The 19,111-nt window shown below is 55.2% G+C and carries 13 protein-coding genes and 4 pseudogenes; 13 read left to right on the top strand and 4 right to left on the bottom strand.

Going from position 1 to position 19,111, the window contains the following annotated elements; genetic code table 11:
• The first annotated feature begins 141 nt into the window (after positions 1–141).
• The 7 genes and pseudogenes from CJU81_RS22025 to CJU81_RS21995 all read left to right on the top strand — a co-directional run bounded on the left by CJU81_RS22025 (position 142) and on the right by CJU81_RS21995 (position 6,515).
• Entirely contained in the window at positions 142–831 is a 690-nt protein-coding gene (locus CJU81_RS22025; protein ID WP_095038241.1) for a GntR family transcriptional regulator, read from the top strand.
• A 22-nt stretch (positions 832–853) separates the two neighbouring features.
• Positions 854–1,531, top strand: coding sequence for a DUF2848 domain-containing protein (locus CJU81_RS22020; protein WP_095038240.1), 678 nt, complete (start codon positions 854–856; stop codon positions 1,529–1,531).
• 7 nt (positions 1,532–1,538) lie between these two features.
• Positions 1,539–2,879, top strand: a complete 1,341-nt coding sequence (locus CJU81_RS22015) for an amidase (RefSeq protein WP_095038239.1) — start codon at positions 1,539–1,541, stop codon at positions 2,877–2,879.
• Positions 2,880–3,015: 136 nt separating this feature from the next.
• On the top strand, positions 3,016–4,341 hold the full coding sequence (locus tag CJU81_RS22010) for an MFS transporter (RefSeq protein WP_095038238.1): 1,326 nt from the start codon (positions 3,016–3,018) through the stop codon (positions 4,339–4,341).
• A 23-nt stretch (positions 4,342–4,364) separates the two neighbouring features.
• The gene (locus CJU81_RS22005; RefSeq protein ID WP_095038237.1) at positions 4,365–4,640 is read left to right on the top strand and encodes a LysR family transcriptional regulator; all 276 of its coding nucleotides are present in this window, start codon (positions 4,365–4,367) and stop codon (positions 4,638–4,640) included.
• A gap of 19 nt (positions 4,641–4,659) precedes the next feature.
• A pseudogene (locus CJU81_RS22000) lies at positions 4,660–4,947 on the top strand (M24 family metallopeptidase); the annotation flags it as partial.
• A gap of 122 nt (positions 4,948–5,069) precedes the next feature.
• Entirely contained in the window at positions 5,070–6,515 is a 1,446-nt protein-coding gene (locus CJU81_RS21995) for an aldehyde dehydrogenase family protein (RefSeq protein ID WP_095038236.1), read from the top strand.
• A gap of 144 nt (positions 6,516–6,659) precedes the next feature.
• Here CJU81_RS21995 and hrpB read toward each other — a convergent pair.
• A pseudogene (gene hrpB, locus CJU81_RS21990) lies at positions 6,660–8,798 on the bottom strand (ATP-dependent helicase HrpB); the annotation flags it as partial.
• A gap of 88 nt (positions 8,799–8,886) precedes the next feature.
• Here hrpB and CJU81_RS21985 point away from each other — a divergent pair.
• Genes CJU81_RS21985 through CJU81_RS21970 form a run of 4 tightly spaced genes read left to right on the top strand, consistent with a single transcriptional unit; the run spans position 8,887 to position 15,237 of the window.
• Positions 8,887–11,160, top strand: coding sequence for a hypothetical protein (locus tag CJU81_RS21985; RefSeq protein ID WP_016779321.1), 2,274 nt, complete (start codon positions 8,887–8,889; stop codon positions 11,158–11,160).
• Positions 11,147–13,243, top strand: a complete 2,097-nt coding sequence (locus CJU81_RS21980; protein ID WP_016779320.1) for a hypothetical protein — start codon at positions 11,147–11,149, stop codon at positions 13,241–13,243. The genes CJU81_RS21985 and CJU81_RS21980 overlap by 14 nt, the downstream gene beginning before the upstream one ends.
• Positions 13,230–13,838, top strand: coding sequence for a hypothetical protein (locus tag CJU81_RS21975; RefSeq protein ID WP_095023445.1), 609 nt, complete (start codon positions 13,230–13,232; stop codon positions 13,836–13,838). Before CJU81_RS21980 ends, CJU81_RS21975 begins: the two co-directional genes overlap by 14 nt.
• Positions 13,831–15,237 (top strand): tyrosine-type recombinase/integrase, encoded by a 1,407-nt coding sequence (locus tag CJU81_RS21970; RefSeq protein ID WP_095018412.1) that lies wholly within the window; start codon positions 13,831–13,833, stop codon positions 15,235–15,237. Before CJU81_RS21975 ends, CJU81_RS21970 begins: the two co-directional genes overlap by 8 nt.
• A 491-nt stretch (positions 15,238–15,728) precedes the next feature.
• Here the strand turns inward: CJU81_RS21970 and CJU81_RS21965 are convergent, their stop codons facing one another.
• Positions 15,729–16,163 carry a MerR family transcriptional regulator gene (locus tag CJU81_RS21965; RefSeq protein WP_016779317.1) on the bottom strand — a complete coding sequence of 145 codons (435 nt, stop codon included), beginning with the start codon at positions 16,161–16,163 and terminating at the stop codon, positions 15,729–15,731.
• A 93-nt stretch (positions 16,164–16,256) separates the two neighbouring features.
• Here CJU81_RS21965 and CJU81_RS21960 point away from each other — a divergent pair, with 93 nt between their 5' ends.
• Positions 16,257–17,219 (top strand): arsenic resistance protein, encoded by a 963-nt coding sequence (locus tag CJU81_RS21960; protein ID WP_016779316.1) that lies wholly within the window; start codon positions 16,257–16,259, stop codon positions 17,217–17,219.
• 38 nt (positions 17,220–17,257) lie between these two features.
• On the opposite strand, the pseudogene CJU81_RS21955 reads toward CJU81_RS21960, so the two are convergent.
• Both CJU81_RS21955 and CJU81_RS21950 read right to left on the bottom strand, forming a co-directional pair.
• A pseudogene (locus tag CJU81_RS21955) lies at positions 17,258–17,368 on the bottom strand (transposase domain-containing protein); the annotation flags it as partial.
• A 2-nt stretch (positions 17,369–17,370) separates the two neighbouring features.
• Positions 17,371–17,685: pseudogene (locus tag CJU81_RS21950) on the bottom strand (disulfide bond formation protein B); the annotation flags it as partial.
• Positions 17,686–17,746: 61 nt separating this feature from the next.
• On the opposite strand from CJU81_RS21950, the gene CJU81_RS21945 reads away from it, so the two are divergent.
• Complete coding sequence (locus tag CJU81_RS21945; RefSeq protein ID WP_016779314.1) at positions 17,747–18,187, top strand: MerR family transcriptional regulator; 441 nt, start codon at positions 17,747–17,749, stop codon at positions 18,185–18,187.
• Positions 18,188–19,111: the final 924 nt, after the last annotated feature.

Below are 19,111 nucleotides of genomic sequence, written 5' to 3'. Positions count from 1 at the left end.
AGACAACCGCCCACGCCGCTTCTGCCTAATTGTGCACAACCCTTGCCAGCCATGGCTCTGCGCCAGCTTCCCGGGAAATGGCATAGGCTTTGCTTTGATCTGAAAAGCATCTGATATATCAGATGCTTTTCAGGAGTGAGCATGTCCGAAACTATCGATCTTTCCAGCCTTCGCCAGCCTGTGAGTACACCGACAAAAAGCGCGGCCCAACTGCGCGAGCTGGCCTATGCGCAAATCAAGCAGCGCATCATCAGTTGCGAGTACCGTCCTGGCGATGCCATCAACGAGGCGCAACTGACAGCAGCACTGGGCATTGGCCGCACACCGATCCACCAGGCTCTGCACCGTCTTGAAGTCGAGGGAATGGTCACGATCATGCCGCGCAAGGGCGTGATGGTGACGGCCCTGTCGCTTAACGATGTACTCGACATGATCGAAGTACGCGTGAGTAACGAACAACTGTGCGTAAAACTCGCCGTCGAGCGGGCCAATGACGCCGATATCCAGGCCATGCGCGACATTCTGGATCAGACCCCCGCCCTGCTGGCCAGGCACGATGTCACCGGGCTGATGTCGCTGGACCTGCAATTTCACATGTCGATATCTGCTGCCGCACACAACCGGGTATTGGCCGAGTTGCTGCGTAACCTTCACGAAAAACAGGCGCGATTCTGGTACCTGACCTTGTCGGAAAACCACCACAGCGAACGCATTTACCACGAGCACCTAAAAATCCTCGAAGCACTGGAGCAGCGCGACGGCTCTGCCGCCATTGCTGCCATCCATCACCATATCGACGATTTCCGCCGCGCCATCATGCGCACGCTTTAATCACTGACTGCGAGAACTTTTCATGACGCAATTGACCTTCCAAGTCGTCGGCCAGGGCGAACACCACGCCAGTATCAAGCATCTGATTATCGCGGGCTGGGCCGGACGCAACAGCGAAGCGGTGGAGCATCACATCGCTGAGCTGGAAGCACTGGGCGTACGCCGTCCGACTCAGATTCCATGCTTCTACCGGGTATCTGCCAGCCTGCTGAACACCGCCGGCAGCATCCAGGTGCCGGGCAAGGACTCATCCGGCGAGACCGAGTTCGTGCTGATCCCGAGCGAGCAAGGCTTGTTAATCGGCTTGGGCTCAGATCACACCGACCGCAAGGTAGAGAGCTATGACGTCACCGTGTCCAAGCAGATGTGTGACAAGCCCATTGCCCAGCAAGTCTGGCGCTACTCGGAGGTTGAGCAACATTGGGACCAACTGGTCATGCGCACCTGGCGCATGCGTGACGGTGTGCGCGAGCTCTACCAGCAGGGCCCAGTAACCAATCTGTTGGCACCGGATACCCTGCTGGCAAAACTCAACAGCGACGGCTCGCTGCCTGCGGACACCGCAATGTTTTGTGGCACACAATCGGTGATCGGCGAGCTGGGCTACGGTGAAGCCTTTGAGATGGAGCTTTTCGACCCTGTCCTCAACCGCAGCCTGCGCCACCAATACGGTGTCGAGGCGCTGCCTGTCGCCGAGTGAGCCTTCGATGAACACTATTGCAGAGTTAGCCCAGGCACTTGCCGAGGGCCGTACCACCAGCCAGGCGCTGGTCGACCAGGCGCTCAAGCGTATTGACGCCCACCGTGCAGCGGGCGGGGTGGCCTACATCAGCGTTGATGCAGACAACGCCCGGCAGGCCGCGCGGGCCAGCGATCTGGCACGCGTCAGCGGCTATGTACCATCACCTCTGGCCGGGTTGCCGGTGTCCATCAAGGACCTGTTCGACGTGAGCGGGCAGGTCACTGCGTCAGGTTCAAGCCTGTTGGCCGATGCACCGCCAGCCACCGGCGATGCGTTAGTGGTCGCGCGATTGAGGGCGGCCGGCGCGATTTTGCTGGGCCGAACCAACATGAGTGAGTTCGCCTTTTCCGGGCTGGGCCTGAACCCCCACTACGGCACACCACTGACACCCTGTGCGGTCGGTCGAATCGCTGGCGGCTCCAGTTCCGGAGCGGCCGTGAGTGTGGCACTGGGCATGGCAGTCGCAGGGCTGGGCACCGATACCGGCGGCTCGATCCGGATTCCGGCGGCGTTCTGCAATCTGACCGGTTTCAAACCCAGCGCCAACCGTGTTCCCATGAGCGGCACCTTCCCTCTGGCTGTAAGCCTGGATTCGGTTGGTGCACTGACTCGCAGCGTCGCCGACTGCATCCTGCTGGACGGGGTGCTCAGCGGTGAGCAACTGGATACCCGCGCAGCATCCTTGGCCGGACTACGCTTGGCAGTAACCCGGGACTTTGTACTCGATCAGATCGATGCCGATGTGGCAGCAGCTTTCGAACGCACCCTGGATCTGCTCGCGAAAGCGGGTGCCTGCATACGCTGGTTCGACTTCCCGGAGCTGCACGAACTGCCTCGCATCAATGCCACCGGCGGGCTCACCGCCGCCGAAGCCTGGCAGGGCCATCGTCAGTGGCTCGAAGGTGATAACAGCCACCGCTATGACGGGCGGGTCGCGCAACGCATTCGACGCGGCGCGTCCATCAGCGCAGCCGATTACCTGGATATTCAACACGCACGCCATCGCCTGATCGGCGTGGCGCACGAGCGTCTGGGCGATGCGGACGCCTGGTTGCTACCAAGTGTTGCAACCGTGCCGCCCAAGCTGGCGGATCTGGCTGATGACGCGGCTTTTTTCGCCACCAATGGCCTCGTATTGCGTAACACCAGCGTGCTCAACTTTCTCGACGGCTGTGCCCTGAGCCTGCCTTGCCAGCGCGGCGACGAACTGCCGGTCGGACTGTCGATTGCCGGCCTGAACGGGCAGGACGCTCGCGTGCTGCAAGTGTCCCGCGCGATCGAGACGCTGTTGCAGGAAAACACCTGATCTGAACCGGGGGCAGGCCGCACCTGCCCTGCTTTAACTCAATCAACAAAAATGACACGGCGCACCCTCGTGCGTACCCACTCGCCTGCCAATCGGCTTGCGCACCCTTTTGCGCAACGCATTGACGAGAAAACTTATGAACCAAAGCAACGCAAGTTCAACCCTGGAACTGGACCAGGCGCCAATAGCAGACGAAGTGGCCATGGTCTATCGCAAGATCGCGTGGCGCTTGCTGCCATTCCTGGTGTTTCTCTTCGTGCTGGCCTGGATTGACCGGGTCAACGTGGGCTTTGCCAAGCTTTCGATGCTCCATGACCTGGGCTTCAGCGAAGCCGTTTACGGGCTGGGCGCCGGGATATTTTTTATTGGTTACTTCATCTTCGAAGTGCCCAGCAACCTGATCCTGGAGAAAATCGGTGCCCGCCGCACTCTGGCGCGAATCACCATCATGTGGGGCCTCACATCCATCGCCATGGCTTACGTCGAAAGTGCCTGGTCGTTCTATGTGCTGCGGTTTCTGCTCGGAGCTTTTGAAGCCGGATTCTTCCCGGGTGTGGTGCTGTATCTCACCTTTTGGTTCCCGGCGGCGCAGCGCGCAAAGATCAATGGCATGTTCATGACGTCCTTCGCCATTGCCGGTGTCGTCGGCGGCCCGCTTGCCGGGTTCATCATGAGCCGCATGGTCGGGGTCGGTAGCCTGGCCAACTGGCAATGGCTGTTTATCCTCGAAGGCATTCCCTCGGTAATCGCAGGTTTTCTGGTACTGCGCTATTTGCCCGAGAAACCGGCCAATGCCAAGTGGCTGACCCCTGCACAGCGCAACATGGTCAGCAACACCATTGCCCTCGAGGACAAGTTACCGGGCAAACACAGCGACCTTCGCTCTCTGATCCGCTACCCCAAGCTGTGGTTGTGTGCACTGGTTTACTTCTGCCTGGTCAGTGGCAACGCGACCATTGCTTTCTGGACTCCGTCCGTGATCCAGGCACTCGGCGTCACAGACACCATGAATATCGGCCTGCTTGCCTCAATCCCCTTCATCCTGGGCACTGTCGCGATGCTGTGGAACGGCTTTCACTCGGACAAGACCGCCGAGCGCCGCATTCATTGCGCGATGGCCGCTCTGCTCGCGGGCCTTGGGCTGATCTGCACGGGGCTGTTTATCGGTAATGCCGTGCTGGCGCTGATCGCACTGACGATTGCAGCCATGGGCATCCTTGCGGCATTTCCGGTGTTCTGGTCGATTCCCGGGGCATTTCTGGCAGGCACTGCCGCAGCCGGGGGTATTGCCCTGATCAATTGCATCGGCAACCTCGCCGGGTTTGTGGCGCCGTACATGATCGGCTGGCTAAAAACCTTGACCGGAAGCCTTGCAGCAGGCCTGTATCTGGTCGCAGCCTTTGAAATACTCGCCGGGGTGTTGCTGCTGTTGTGTTTCAAAGGAATCAAGGTCAGTAAGTAACAGCGATTGCCCGGAGTAAAAAAATGTCAAACCCACCACTAGTGCCCCTGCATACGCTTTGGTTTTTCGAAGCTGTGGCCCGTCAAAAAAGCTTTACCAAGGCTAGCCGGGTGCTGTCTGTGACTCAAAGTGCGGTCAGCAAGCAAGTCAAAAACCTGGAGAGCAACCTGGGTCTTGAGCTCTTTGAGCGACGCGGCCCGGAAGTGGCGCTCACCGAAGCCGGGGCGATGTTGCTGGAGTGTGTGCAACCGATGCTGCTGGCCTTGAACCAGACCGTACAGAGCCTTAAACGGCGCTGAACGGTTCGCTGTGCGGGTCGCAGCTGCCAAGGCACTTTTTGATCGGGTCGAAAACTTTTGGCGTAGCGAAGGCGTGACCGGCGTGGCGCTGTACGACTCCGCCGCCGCGCAAGCACAGGCGATGGGCTGGAAGCTCAATCTGGATATCAAGGGCCACCGCGTCAGTGATTTCCCCCATGCGATTTATCGCGGTGGCAACCTCGGTGATTTCGCCGCGCATGCGAACCCCGGCCTGTGGATTTTGGAAATCCAGATCGCTCATCCCGAGCTGCCGTTCGGCGCTTTTTACGAAGACCTGCTTATCTGACGCCATAAGCCCTGGCACTTTTCCTGTCGGAAATTTTGCAGCACTGACATTTTTTTGCTCGCAGTCGTACGATGACGTATAACTATAAGCGATCGGCGCTTATCCCCCAGTGGAGACATTGCATGACTGATTCAAAACAATTCGACAATTACATCGGTGGCGAGTGGGTAGCCGCCACTGAATACAGCACCAATATCAACCCTTCCGACCTGAGCGATGTGATTGGCGAATATGCCAAGGCTGACGTCGCTCAGGTTCAGACCGCTATTGATGCGGCACGGGCAGCATTCCCGTCCTGGTCGACGTCCGGTATCCAGGCGCGCAGCGATGCGCTGGACAAGGTCGGCAGCGAGATCCTCGCTCGCAAGGAAGAGCTGGGCCAACTGCTGGCACGCGAAGAAGGCAAGACCCTGCCCGAAGCGATCGGTGAAGTCAGCCGCGCCGGTAATATCTTCAAGTTTTTTGCCGGTGAATGCCTGCGCCTGTCGGGTGATTATCTGCCTTCGGTGCGCCCGGGCGTTCACGTTGAAGTTACCCGGGAAGCCTTGGGCGTTGTTGGTCTGATCACCCCCTGGAACTTTCCCATTGCCATACCGGCGTGGAAAATCGCCCCGGCCCTGGCCTACGGCAACTGCGTGGTGTTCAAGCCGGCCGACCTGGTGCCGGGTTGCGCCTGGGCACTGGCCGAGATCATCTCCCGCGCCGGGTTCCCGGCTGGCGTGTTCAACCTGGTGATGGGCAGCGGTCGCGTGGTTGGCGACGCTATCGTCAACAGCCCGAAAGTGGACGGCGTAAGCTTTACCGGCTCAGTGGGCGTTGGTCGCCAGATCGCCATCAGTTGCGTGTCGCGTCAGGCCAAGGTGCAGCTGGAGATGGGCGGCAAAAACCCGCAAGTGATTCTCGACGATGCCGACCTCAAGCAGGCGGTCGAACTGGCGGTGCAGAGCGCCTTTTACTCCACCGGCCAGCGTTGCACTGCCTCCAGCCGTCTGATTGTCACGGCAGGCATCCACGACAGATTCGTCGAGGCGATGGCCGAGCGCATGCGTTCGATCAAGGTCGGACATGCCTTGCAGGCCGGGATTGATATCGGTCCGGTGGTGTCCCGCGCCCAGCTCGACCAGGATTTGGGTTACATCGACATCGCCCGCAACGAAGGCGCCCGCCTGGTCGCGGGTGGCAGCCTGGTGACGTGTGACACCGAGGGCTACTTTCTGGCCCCGGCCCTGTTTGCCGACAGCACGGCCAACATGCGCATCAGCCGCGAAGAAGTCTTCGGCCCGGTAGCCAACATCATCAAGGTTGCGGACTACGAAGCAGCGTTGGCGATGGCCAATGACACCGAATTCGGCTTGTCGGCGGGTATTGCCACGACCTCGCTCAAATATGCCAACCACTTCAAGCGTCATTCCCAGGCCGGGATGGTGATGGTCAACCTGCCCACGGCGGGGGTGGATTACCATGTGCCGTTTGGCGGGCGCAAAGGCTCGTCCTATGGCTCACGCGAGCAGGGCCGCTATGCGCAGGAGTTCTACACCGTGGTCAAGACCAGCTATATCGGGTCGTGAAGCGCGGCTCCCTTTCCCTTTGTAGTCGCTGAGGAGCGTAGCGAGGCTGCGAAGGGGGAAAGCACCCGGGGGTTTTGAAGGTCCTTCGGCCCTTATCGCAGCCTCGTTCTACTCGTCAGCGACTACAAATCTGAGCACAGGGCTCTAGGCTTTTCGAGGCTTGATCCGCGCCGTGGCTTCGGCCACCAGCGGGTCATCGGGCCAGTAATGCTTGGGGTAGCGCCCTTTCAGGTCTTTCTTCACTTCGGCATAGGTGCTGCGCCAGAAGTTGGCCAGGTCCTGGGTGACTTGCACCGGTCGCCGCGCAGGCGACAACAGGTGCAGTTTGACCACTTGCCGCCCGCCCGCAATGCGCGGGGTATCCGCCAGCCCGAACAACTCTTGCAGGCGCACCGCCAGAATCGGCGGATGCTCACTGTAGTCCAGCCGCACCGAAGATCCCGACGGAACCTTGATGTGATGGGGTGCCAATTCTTCAAGTCGTTGCGGCAACGGCCACTTAAGCAGGTTATGCACAATGCTCGACAGGTCGAGACTGGCAAAATGGCTCAGCCGCGAGACCCGACCCAGATATGGCGCCAGCCAGTCTTCAAGGCTGCCCAGCAAGGCCGTGTCGCTGACATCGGGCCACTCACTGTCGCCCTGAACCTGTAAATCCAGCTGACGCAGCAGCCCGACCCGCGCTTGCCACTGGCGTAGCTCGGGTGTCCACGGCAACAGCTCCAGGCCCTTGCGCCGCACCAGATTGACCAACGCCCCGGTTCGGGCGGCTTCGTCGAGCCCGGTCAATGGCTCACGGCTGAGTACCAACTCGCCAACCTTGCGCTGGCGCTCGGCACGCAGCACGCCCTCGCGCTCATCCCAGTCCAGCTGATCGACAACGCTGACCTGCTCGCTCAGCACACCCTCCAGCAACGCGGGGTCAAATTCTGCCGCCAGGTAAATGCGCTCTTCACGCTGCCCCTGACGGCTGCCCAAGTCGGCAATCACCAGCCAGGGTTGTTTCATCAGGCCATCCACTTCGCTGAACAACGCCGCACGGCCATTGGCCAGTCGATATTCCGCGCCACCGGGTTTACGCTGTTGGGCGACCCGATCGGGGTAGGCCAGCGCCAGCAAGGCACCCAGCCAGCGCGGGTGGTCGGGGTCGGCGACCGGCTGCGTGGCCTTACCACGCAAATACCCACGATATTGCCGGGCCAGTTGTTTGGCCCGCTGCACACCACCCTGCCCGCCACGTGAAGCGCGGCTTTCGCCCGACAACAGGGCCAACCGGCTGTGTACGTCCGCGCCGACGCCGCGCAGGATATCGCGCTCCCCCAACAACGCCGCGACATCACAGGCCATATCGGCCAGCCCCAGGTCCTGGCCGCGCAGCAGCAGATGGGCGATCCGCGGGTGCGCGGGCAGTTCGGCCATCGCTTCGCCGTGAGGGGTGAGTTTTGCTCCGTGCAAGGCCCCCAGGCGCTCCAGCAGTTGCCGGGCCTGTGCATAACTTGCCGAGGGCGGCATATCGAGCCAGATCAGTTGCTCGGGGGTGACACCCCAGCGTGCCAGTTGCAGCGCCAACCCGGCCAGATCGGCCTGGAGAATTTCTGCACTGCCATAGGCGGCCATTTGTGCGTGCTGGTCTTCAGACCACAGGCGATAGCACACACCGGGCTCCAGTCGCCCGGCACGGCCAGCGCGCTGGGTAGCACTGGCGCGGGAGATGCGTTGGGTATCAAGGCGGGTCATGCCGCTGCCCGGGTCAAACCGCGGCAGCCGCGCCAGCCCGGCGTCGATCACTACACGCACGCCGTCGATGGTCAGGCTGGTCTCGGCAATATTGGTGGCCAGCACCACCTTGCGCTGGCCCTTGGGCGCAGGCTCGATGGCAGCCCGTTGGGCCGCCAGATCCAGTTCGCCATGCAAGGGGCACAGCAGAATATCGCTGCGTGAACCCAACGCGTCGGCCAGTTGCTGATTGACCCGGCGAATCTCCGCCTGCCCGGGAAGGAACACCAGCAGGCTGCCGCTTTCATCGTTGATGGCATCGAGCACGGTCTGTACCACCCGTGGCTCGATAAACTCTCCCGGCACAAACGGTCGCCCCCAGCGCATCGCCACCGGGTACATGCGGCCCTCACTGCGCAGGATCGGAGCATCGTCGAGGATGCCGGACAGACGCTCGCCTTCAAGGGTCGCGGACATCAGCAGAATTTTCAGCGGCTGTTCGTCACGAAACAGCTCACGCCCGTTGAGGCTCAAGGCTAACGCCAGATCGGCATCCAGACTACGCTCTGCAAGTTTGCTGATTTGACACATTGTCAAATACTTAAAATCCGCTACATTTTAAGGACAAATCCAGCCTTCAAGGGTAAATAAAACCGTGACAATCATCAAAAGTAAAGGCTACGTCACCCACTACCCGCTGCAGGCCATTGATGAAGAGCTGGCATACAAGCTGCTGATGTCTCCGACCACACTTGATAGACACAATAGTAATGCTCTGCAGCTTTTCGACTGTCACTGTCACTGCTTGGGCGAGTACCTCAGCCTGACCAACCTTGATGGTGAAAAACTCACGTGGCTGGTCGAAAGCTTTCTTGGAAGCCTTCACGTTGGCGACATAGCTGTGCTTGAAGAGTACATAGTTCGTCAACGATCAATTGCTGTTACTGAGATGATTTCTGGTCTGGTCGACCTTGTTCCAGGCCTGCAGCCAGTGATCTGGTCTCGTGCCCGGCTGCCTCACTTTGAACAGACATGGCAAGAGAGCAAGCACAAGCTAGACCCGGAGATCGTCTCCTTCTGGAGTGGGTGGAAGGTCAAGGCCAAGAAAGGAAAATCGGTTTATCTCAAGCTAGTTGCGATGTATCACTCGCACGGCCCTGAGTTCACCAAAGCTTTCCATGAAGCGATCAGACGCGACTCTTTGAAGCGCGCCAAAGTGGCGAGCGGGATGATCAATAAGCTCGCCAAATACATATCTGAGCAAAGCTTTCGTTTCCCTCCGGCAGCTTTCCAGTCACCGGAGATGATGGAAGACTTTTTCGAGCACTATTTCTGGCACTACCAGAACATTGAGTACGAGCGCAACGAAGACCCAGAACTCAATGCTCGCACTTTCAGAACTATGCGAAACCTGATCATAAGATGCTTCCTCAAAACCGATGTTTGGTCGGCTGACGAAGACGCAATAGTTTTGCCTGCAGGGAAGAGTAAGGCTGGCTCCGAGCTCAACATCAAGAAGAACAAGCATGGCATTGAGATCAAAGACAAACTTCTGACAGAAGTACCCGTGCATGTCACGGACATCCAGGCAATCGACCTCCTTTATGGAGAGATTACCAGTGATCTGTCGTGCATCGAAAAATGGGGGCTATCAGAGGCGTTGGCAATTCGCAAAGCGCAACGAATTCGAGTCAGAGAAGCTGGGGACGGCATGCTTCTGGAGCGTGTTGTCCGCAACCCCCAAAATCGCCTTAACTTCGAAAAGCTAGGCTTCGCAAATATTTGTCGCACCTTCGAAGACGAAGGCATGTGCACAACGAATGATGCGCGTCGTCGTTACGGAATAAGGCTTCCGGCGCTAGCACTAAAACTTGGCCTACCCACAACCTACAGCTTACTGCCGTTTCAGTGCTTACTCACTCTATACCACCCGGAAATTACCACTACCTTCATGGACGACTTGGTGATTTGGGACGGCCCAAAAAGGGTTTCGTTCTTGAAGACTGACAAGGGCTATGAACTTATTGGATTTAAGGATAGGCGCGGGAGTAAGAACTCCGAACAGAAAATCCTGCTGCACCCCAAGGCTGCTGCGCTCGTTCGTATGGTAGAAGAGATCACGGAGCCACTTCGCCAATACCTTAAAAAGCAAGGCGATCCGACTTGGCAAAAACTTTTTTTAACGTGCGGAAGAAGCTTCAACTATCCGAAAACTGCTGACAGCAACATTCTAAATCGAACGGCAGTCGATAAGAACGCTTTTAGGCGCGAAGTTTTCATTGCGCGGCTATCGCCCCACACCGTGAAAAGAGGCGACGACTTGGTGGACTTTATCAAGAAGCTCTCGATAACCAGGGTTCGCGCTCAGTCAGCCGTGGCTGATTACATTCAAAATCATAGCCTGCCAAGACTTGCCAGAAAGCTTGGTCACGCCCACATGAACAGAGACCTGTTGGATTCCTACCTGCCCACCGCGATCTATGACTTCTTCGCGACCAGGTATGTGCGTATTTTCCAGAAGGGAATCATCTGCGAAGCCATGAAAGACAGTAAATACCTACTTCGTGCTTCCAAGTTTGACGATTTCGACCAAATGCACGAGTTTTTGAGCCGGTACACACTCAAGGAGGTTCCGGAGAACCTCAAAACCAGGGAAGAAAATCGCTTGGCCAATGGTGAGATTGTAGAGGTGGGTGTCTCCGTGTCTGCTGAAAGCATGACCGCGCTGATGTCCATCAGAAAAGCCATCAATCTCAGCAAGACGCCACACGCTGTTCGAGGGCTGGCCAAATACTGGGCTGCGGTTTGCGATACGGTCGAGAAGTACATCCTCAAAAGTCGCGACAAACTCCTGCACGCTCATTTGGAAATCGCCTCCAAAAATTGCAACCCCAGCGCCTACGAGAGCATGATCCATGCAGTATCCTGAACACCTCGCTCATTTCGCCAGCCTGTTCAAGAAACGCGACATATCACACTTCATGTCGGCTCCGTGGCTTGTCTCAAGCTTCAGGGATCCTGTGTGGAAATACAATTTTGGTTTCAAGACCGACCAAGACCTGGATTGGAGTGTTCACCTGTATGACGGTTCGTTATTAACGGATCCACAGCACGTCAAATTACTCAACTCGTTGCAATGCTGGCTGATAGCAGCGACTCAAAATTCAGCTGGGCCAGGCTTCACCAATAGCTGGGCCTCACAGGCGGCATCTTTTCGACGAACGCTCACGCTCATTGACCATATCCTTCAAGGCGCCGAAGCCTTGGAGCTGGTCGAGCATGGCCTGAGCGCGCTTACCTATGACGTGATGTGTGACATCATCGAGCAGGTCGGGACTAGTAGCTACGTCGCTGTGAGTACCTACGATTGGAACAATCGTCTCGCGAACTACTGCATTTCGCTTCTGGAGGAAACTAGCCCAGCGGCCATTGATAAATGCCTGGAGGATTACCCTTCCATCTCCGACATAACACCTCTTCAGCTCGAAGAGAACGTGCTTGATATCCCTCTGGAGCTGATCCCGCGTGTAAGAGCCGCGCTTTATATCAACAAGATGTACCACACCCATCCAAATGGTGGAGTGAACGTCAACTCAGTATGGGTCAGTGCACAACTATACAACGATACTTTAGCTGGAAAAAGGCGACTCAAGCCCCTGCATAGCATATTAGGTTTCATTTGGCGTAATGATCGCTTTATTCGTGAGGTCGATGGCGCCCCGGTCACCAACGGCAACCCAGACCGCATGACCAAGCGAGACTTGGTCTTGTACCGCACCGCCTTTACCATCTTACAAAAGATCTCTGCCCTAGATTTTCCACTCCCTACCCCAGAAGATCTTAGAGAGATTGCAACCTATAAAGTAACAGGGGCGGCGATGGGCCGTTTTAAAAATGTCCCAACCCCAATCATTTTCAAGGCGATCAAAGATGGCATTGAGTTCCACTTTGAATACGGCCCGCAGCTTCTTGAAAGCTATGTGAACATCGCCAAATATTCCGTGAAACACAAGGTCAACATCACAGGCATCCCAGACACAACTATCCTCTCGCTACTCGAACCCTCCATCGCTAAACTTGGCGTCCAGTACCTAGGAATTTCTACTCGCTCCAACGGAAGGGATCCTGGTACTGAACTAAAAGAAAGCAAGGAACTGTATTTCAGCAAGCTACGGGGCAATGTAGGGCTACTGGAACTCATCGCGGTCTATTACGGATCTATCCAGTTGTTGGTAGGAGCAACGATGGCGAAACGGGGTTGTGAACTACGCGGCCTCGATCCTGCCAACTGTCTCAGCGCGGACAAAAAGTGGCTGATCGCCCCTATCGCCAAGTCTAGTCGGGGTCTAAAAGGTCGCAGGGCTCGAAACGCCCGCCCCATTGATCCCCTAGCGGCGGAAATGGTTCAGACGCTCATTGACTTCCAGACAGAGCTGATCAGCATCGGCTTCATCGATCAGCACCTTCCCTTGTTTTCGTCCCCAGGCATCATAGGCACAAGTTCTTTGACGCCTTGCGACGTTTACCTCTACTACAAAAATATTGATCTGTTTTGTGATTACTTTGAGGTCGAGCGCGACAGTTTGGGGCGTCGCTACTACATCCGCCAACACCAACTGAGGCGGTTCTTTGCCTTAATCTTCCTCCATTGTGGGTACGGGGCAAGCGTAGGCATCCTGCAGTGGATGTTCGGGCACACTGACCCGGCGCACATCTGGAATTACATTACGGAGGAGCTGCCAGGCAAGGAGCTTCAAAACACCTTGTCGCAAGCCCTCAGCGAGCGTATCGCCTCTGGCGGCGCCACGTACTATACTGATGTGGTTGATCTGATTGAGGCTAAATTCGGCACCCGAAACGTGTCATTAATGGATGCAGAACAGCTCGCAGAATACTTTGACTTTCTTATGGAAAGCGACCAAATGACCATGGAGCCAGTTTTCCTGGAGAGTGATAACGGTTTACGGGTTGACATACTTGTTGTTGTGAGGAAACAAGATGAAATGGGATGAGGGAAAAACCATTCAAGCCGCCTCGATTGAGAACACGAGAAAGTTATTACTAGCGATAATCGCGACGCCTTACAAGTACCTCAAAAGTGTCGTTATAAGGGACTCCCTTATTAGCCAGGCATCTCTGGCGAAGCTCGCTTTGGAAACGATCGTTGAGGGAGAGACGCTACATATATCACCCATAAGTTTAAACACATTTAAGCAAAGAAGCGAAGAGCGAATACCGGGTGGATTCCTTGCAATAGATCGCCTACGTAAAAATGCTGCGTCGGTTATCAACAAGGAGGAAAAAAAAACACCCACGAAAAACAATAGAACTAGAGAGGCGATACTGGCGCAATTGGCGGAGCTTAATCTCAGCCTTGATGTACAGAAGCGCTCAAACTTGATACTCCTGCAAACCTTATCGGATGTCCGCAGTAAGCTGGATGGCGTAGTCAGCGCACAAGATGAAGTGACGCGCAAGATTCGCGCTGCGGAAATATTAAAGCGTATCACTGCAATAACCAGTCTAAACCCTGAAATGTATCAAATCCCGCCTATACAGAAGGCATCGGTCGTATCTATCACGGCCAAGGGTAAGAAAAATGAATGAAGAATTTCTGGTGGAAACGCTAGATCATGTAGATCTGTTCCAGAGATTTTCCGGAGGTAAGACGCGCAAGCATGCCTTCTACAAATTCCCATACATAAAGTGGCCAAATAACGAGCCATGCCATATCGCCAATCTCTATTTGCTAAAACTATCCAAGAAGCATGAGCAAATTTCTGCTGATGGTCGAAGGCAGGACAGCAAGGGTGGAACGATTGGCCAGTACGCGAGCAACATTAGCCAGCTGATAAGACGCTGCTGGCATTACAGGGTCGACCCTTATCACATAACCGACAAGTTTTTTGAAGATTTCATCATTGAGCTAATTGAAGAGCCCAACCCTAGAAAACCTGATAAACCAAAAAGAGCAGACAGAACCACCATCAACATAGGTAGAGAGTGCTTAAAGTTCCTAGCTTGGATTGGCGAATTTTATGGCGACCTCAACTTCGTATCACCAAAAGGCACCATCAAGTTAACCACCGAAGAAGTAATTCGCACCTTCAACAATCAACACAAAGTAACAACTACGATCTCGCACCACTCTTTCCCCCTACCTTTCCGCGAGCACACACGAAGCCCAATTTCTGAGCATAACATTGACAAGATGGTGCAGGCGGTAAATGATAGCGGCAAGTCCGAGTTCCTCAAAGCGCGACACCTTGCACTGCTCACACTTCTTCAGCATACAGGCGCTCGGCGATCGGAAATCGCATCCCTGACAACATCGTCACTGCGTGATGCCCTGCTGATGAAGTATCCAATGCTAAAGCTGGTAACGCTTAAGCGCGGCGAAGCATTTGTCCGTGAAGTTCCGGTGAATGCGATTGCATTGAATGAGGTCAAAAAATACTTAGCCGCAAGACAGAAGTTGATCAAAGCACACCCAGAAAACCAAAACGACTACTTGCTCATATCTGAAATAACAGCAAAACCGATCGCACCTGAGACTATAACGTCGATAGTCTCGAAGATCAGAGAATCGGCTGGAATTGAAGAGCAAGCATGCGCGCATATGTTCCGCCATGCCTTTATCACGAACTTGTTCAGATTGCTCGTCGAACGACACAAGTATGAAAGCAAGGATGAGTTCCAAGCAGCACTTATCAGCGACAAGGAATTCTTACGCAAAGTTAGGGAGTGGACAGGCCACAAGAGCATTGAGTCTCTCAGAGACTATCTAACAAAGGTATTCGAAGGAGATAAGAGCATAGGTGATGCGGCTGAAAGCGTGCACAAGACTAATACGTTAACGCTTTATCAGAAGAACTCCGATGCTCTTTACAACGAATTCAAGCTCAAAAAAATAACTCCAGATGAGTTTATGCGACGGAGTGACGAGTTGATGGCGCTGCGGGATCTCGAGCTTTCTAGGTATGACGGCCAGCCTAAGTCTCTTTAACGCCTGGCGGTGATGACGACCGTCCACTGCTACACGCAGGACAGTGCCCCCCGTAGTGCCCCCCATCTGGGTACATAACGGGGCAAAAGGAACTTAATGTTCCGTATCGGGGGCATTACGCCATACGCTTCGGGCTTCCATTCTCAAGCCTCTGGCCCATCGTGGGCCGGCGCGCTCCGCTTGCGCTTTTGGCCACAAGTTGCAGGATGGTATCGGGAACAATTATGTCGAGGTGCTCATCGGTTGCGCCAACTGATAATCCCTGTCCTGTCCACACGGATGCCGCTCTACCTAAAGTGCATTGCCACCTATGAGTTTTTATTAGGGTGTGCGATAAATGCGGCACAGCGCCTGGGCACTATATCGATAGCAATTGCAATCAGCGAGCTTGGAGAGTGTCTAGAAAAGCCGGGGCGATTCAATATACCTTCGAGACCTTCGCGTTATTCGGTTTCGATGGCATCTTGCTTCCCCCACGCTTCTTGATTCGCCTAGGAGCAGCAACCGGAGCGCGTCCCAGCAGCGGGTTCGAACAAGGACTCTACAATCGTGCAATCTGGGGAGTTTGAACCCAAGCAAATTGACTCACACGTGCCTGCCATTGAGAGCAGCTCTATCCGGATTTGCTGGAGCTTAGCTACCTTCGACTCTACTTCTGCTAGGTGCTTCTTGACCACCGACAGCGCGTCAGCGCACGGACGATCAGCATCTGCTGCGAGCGCGATGAGTTCTCGGATATCGTCGAGGGGAAAGCCTAACTCACGATTCTGACGGATGAAGACGAGTCTTGAACGATGCTTCTCTGTGTAGATTCGGTGCCTGCCGGTCGACCGCAGCGCCGGAGGTAAAAGGCCTATTTTCTCGTAATAGCGAATAGTTTCAATGTGGCAACCCGTTGATTTAGACAACGCCCCGATTCCTGACATGCGAATTCCCCAAGCATTTTCTTGAACCTGTAGTAGCTACAGATATTACCCTGCTCAATCGAAAATTGATTTCACGCGTTTTAAGGGCATTTTGTGGACAGAGAACAGCTAGAGAAGAACCAGATTCCCGTCTACTTCGTCGCGGTCATTGTCGCTGCTATCGGAGGTCTGCTCGCACCTAATGCTTCTCAAGCGTTAGGTGCGTTGGTGACGCCAGCCATCGCTGTGCTGATGTACACCATGTTTCTACAGATCCCATTCCTGGATCTCCGTGAAGGGCTTGCAAACAAGCGTTTCATGACGGCGCTGCTGACAGCCAACTTCGTCGCCATCCCCCTGTTGGTTTGGGCGTTGACCATGGGCCTAACGGGTCACCCAGCGATTTTGGTGGGTGCACTGTTGGTCTTGCTGACGCCTTGTATCGACTATGTGGTGGTGTTTACCCATATCGGTAAGGGCGACTCCAAACTGACTCTGGCGGCAACGCCGTTACTACTCTTGCTTCAGCTTGTGCTACTGCCCCTGTATCTGGCCTTCATGCTGGGTAATGACTCGGGGGTGGTTATATCGGTGGGCCCATTTGTTGAGGCTTTCGTAGTGCTGATTGCTTTGCCCTTGGTATTGGCGGTAGCAACAGCTGCCGGTACAAAAAGGTCACGCGTCGTTGAGGGTTGGAACAACGCTTGGGCTTGGATGCCTGTACCGGCTATGGCAGCGGTATTGGTCGCAGTGATCGGATCTCAGATTTCAGCGGTGGTCAGAGACATGGACAAGCTGCTGCCCGTCATTCCTGTCTACATTGGTTTCATGCTCTTGGCACCATTGGTTGGTGCGCTGGTTGCGCGAGCATTCAAATTGCCGGCCATCACTGCAAGATCAGTAGCTTTCAGTAGCTCGACACGCAATTCATTGGTGGTTCTGCCACTGGCATTGGCCTTGCCAGAGGAAATCAGAGGGCTCGCTGCGGCAGCAGTCATTACTCAAACGCTGATTGAGTTGGTCAGCGAACTAATTTACATCCGAGCAATTCCTGCTTTGGTGTGGCGCAAAATGTAGATGCCAGCGAAGACATAAGCCCAAAACACCCTGCGCGATTAAGCGGGCGCCCACCTATGCGGTAGCAGCTCGTTAATCTTACTCGCGCGCTGCGTCGGCAGGCTTATAAGAACATCTTTCAGGTAAGCATATGGATCGTGCCCGTTTAGGCAGCCCCGCAAGGTTTGATGCTTTCAGGGATCAGTCCGAAATAAAGCAGGTTGTGATAGAGAGCGATGAGCCAGCCCACAACTGCTAATGGCAGTGCATAGCGCCAAACACCGGCGTCCGATAAAAAGCAGGCGACGCCCAATACAAGGACGAGTGGAAACATGAAGGCTCGTTGAAACCAACAGAGCACACAGGGCAGTTGCCCCATGACTTCACCAACGAATAGCACGGCGATTGTTGATACCAGAGCGAGCAACCAAGCACAGAGCAGTAGTGCCCAAGCTCCGGATTGATGCTGTTTTAACGGTGCTTCCATAGGATTCAGTCCGCTTTCTTTTGAGCGCGCGCAGATTTGCTTATCACCTAAGGCGCGTAGAATGAAGGTTCTAGCAACTATAAGGTCAAGCGAAATGAGTCCGACCACATATACAGTCGGAGCCTTGGCGAAGGCGACCGATACCAAAGCGATAGCCATCCGCCATTACGAGCAGGTCGTCCTCCTGCCCTCCGCAGGTCGTTCAGCATCGGGCTATCGCTTCTACACCGACGAGGAGCGCGACCGTCTACTGTTTATACTCCGTAGCCGCGCACTGGGCTTCAGTCTTGACGATGTTCGAGAGTTACTAGGCTTTGCTGATACACGCGACGCTTCCTGCGCTGGGGTGGACGCAAAAGTCGAAGGGCAGTTAGAGCAGGTTCGAGTGCGCATCCGAGACCTGCAAGGTTTGGAGTCGGAATTGGAGCGCTTGATAGCTTGTTGCGAGGGTGGCGTGATCGAGCAATGCCGCATTATCGAGTCAATGTCCAATCGTCGTTAGGCGTGCTAGGCGTGCGGCTTGAAGCTCTCTCGCTATGCCTGCAAGATGCGCGTAATTTCCTTAGACTTACTAGGGCAGGTTTAAATCACCAACCGCAGTGCTTGCAGAGCTGCAACGTGCCCCCGGATAAAACAATGGGCACCGCTGCCGGCGTCAGCAACTTCTGAGGCTTGTATGCCAACCAACTTGGAGAGCTGAAGCGGGTTACCCATAGCATTACCTCACGCCGCTGGATCGCATCGATGAGATTCGATGGCTTATAGAACCCCACCTTATTTTCGGGAAAGTTTGGGCGTAGCAGTTCGATACTGTCGCTTACAAAATTGCAGCCGATGTACTCCTTCTCACCAATGGTGTGAAGTTTCCTTCCATGCCCTGGCTGACGCAGTAACGCTGTCCTACAAGGGTCAGGCCGCCCCCCTCGTTCTTGAGACCAAATCTGATCGTCGTGCTGTGTGAGGTAAGCTGCTCATTGATGATTCAGGCGACGGCGAGATGGCTGCGTGGGCAGGGGCGCATGTCCTGACCGACAATCCCGGAGCGATGATGTATCCGTCCACCATGTTCCGCATAAACAATGTCACTGAACAACTGAATCAAAACCGAGGATAGGACAAGCTCTCCGCGCTCATGGTCGCGGAGGAAGAGCGGACTGACAAGCGCTTCCTGCGCAAAAGCCCAATCATCCGACTTAAAATTCATGGCATCTAGTGGTTGCCGATTTTGGTTTCGACGACTTCGTATGTGTTCGGATTTTTTTTGGATCTTCACTTGACGCGGCTTACAGCTGGGCCAGCCGTAAGGAAAAACTACGATAAGTTTCAGGTAAATCATTCATCCGACACTTGGCGGTCTCAAGGAACAAGTGCAACACCTGATGTAAGGTGTTGCCATGTCTACCCAATACAAACACTTGAGTACCGA

The sequence above is a fragment of the Pseudomonas fragi genome, from assembly GCF_002269505.1.
Taxonomy (GTDB): Bacteria; Pseudomonadota; Gammaproteobacteria; order Pseudomonadales; family Pseudomonadaceae; genus Aquipseudomonas; species Aquipseudomonas fragi_D.
The sequence above is the reverse complement of the archived record's forward strand: the minus strand, read 5'-3'. Positions and strand labels throughout refer to the sequence as shown.

Coding starts and splice junctions, on each gene's coding strand:
- CJU81_RS21945 (WP_016779314.1), top strand. CDS start 17,747: ATGAAGGTTCTAGCAACTATAAGGTCAAGCGAAATGAGTCCGACCACA.
- CJU81_RS22010 (WP_095038238.1), top strand. CDS start 3,016: ATGAACCAAAGCAACGCAAGTTCAACCCTGGAACTGGACCAGGCGCCA.
- CJU81_RS21980 (WP_016779320.1), top strand. CDS start 11,147: ATGCAGTATCCTGAACACCTCGCTCATTTCGCCAGCCTGTTCAAGAAA.
- CJU81_RS21975 (WP_095023445.1), top strand. CDS start 13,230: ATGAAATGGGATGAGGGAAAAACCATTCAAGCCGCCTCGATTGAGAAC.
- CJU81_RS22015 (WP_095038239.1), top strand. CDS start 1,539: ATGAACACTATTGCAGAGTTAGCCCAGGCACTTGCCGAGGGCCGTACC.
- CJU81_RS22025 (WP_095038241.1), top strand. CDS start 142: ATGTCCGAAACTATCGATCTTTCCAGCCTTCGCCAGCCTGTGAGTACA.
- CJU81_RS22020 (WP_095038240.1), top strand. CDS start 854: ATGACGCAATTGACCTTCCAAGTCGTCGGCCAGGGCGAACACCACGCC.
- CJU81_RS21995 (WP_095038236.1), top strand. CDS start 5,070: ATGACTGATTCAAAACAATTCGACAATTACATCGGTGGCGAGTGGGTA.
- CJU81_RS21970 (WP_095018412.1), top strand. CDS start 13,831: ATGAATGAAGAATTTCTGGTGGAAACGCTAGATCATGTAGATCTGTTC.
- CJU81_RS21965 (WP_016779317.1), bottom strand. CDS start 16,163: ATGTCAGGAATCGGGGCGTTGTCTAAATCAACGGGTTGCCACATTGAA.
- CJU81_RS22005 (WP_095038237.1), top strand. CDS start 4,365: ATGTCAAACCCACCACTAGTGCCCCTGCATACGCTTTGGTTTTTCGAA.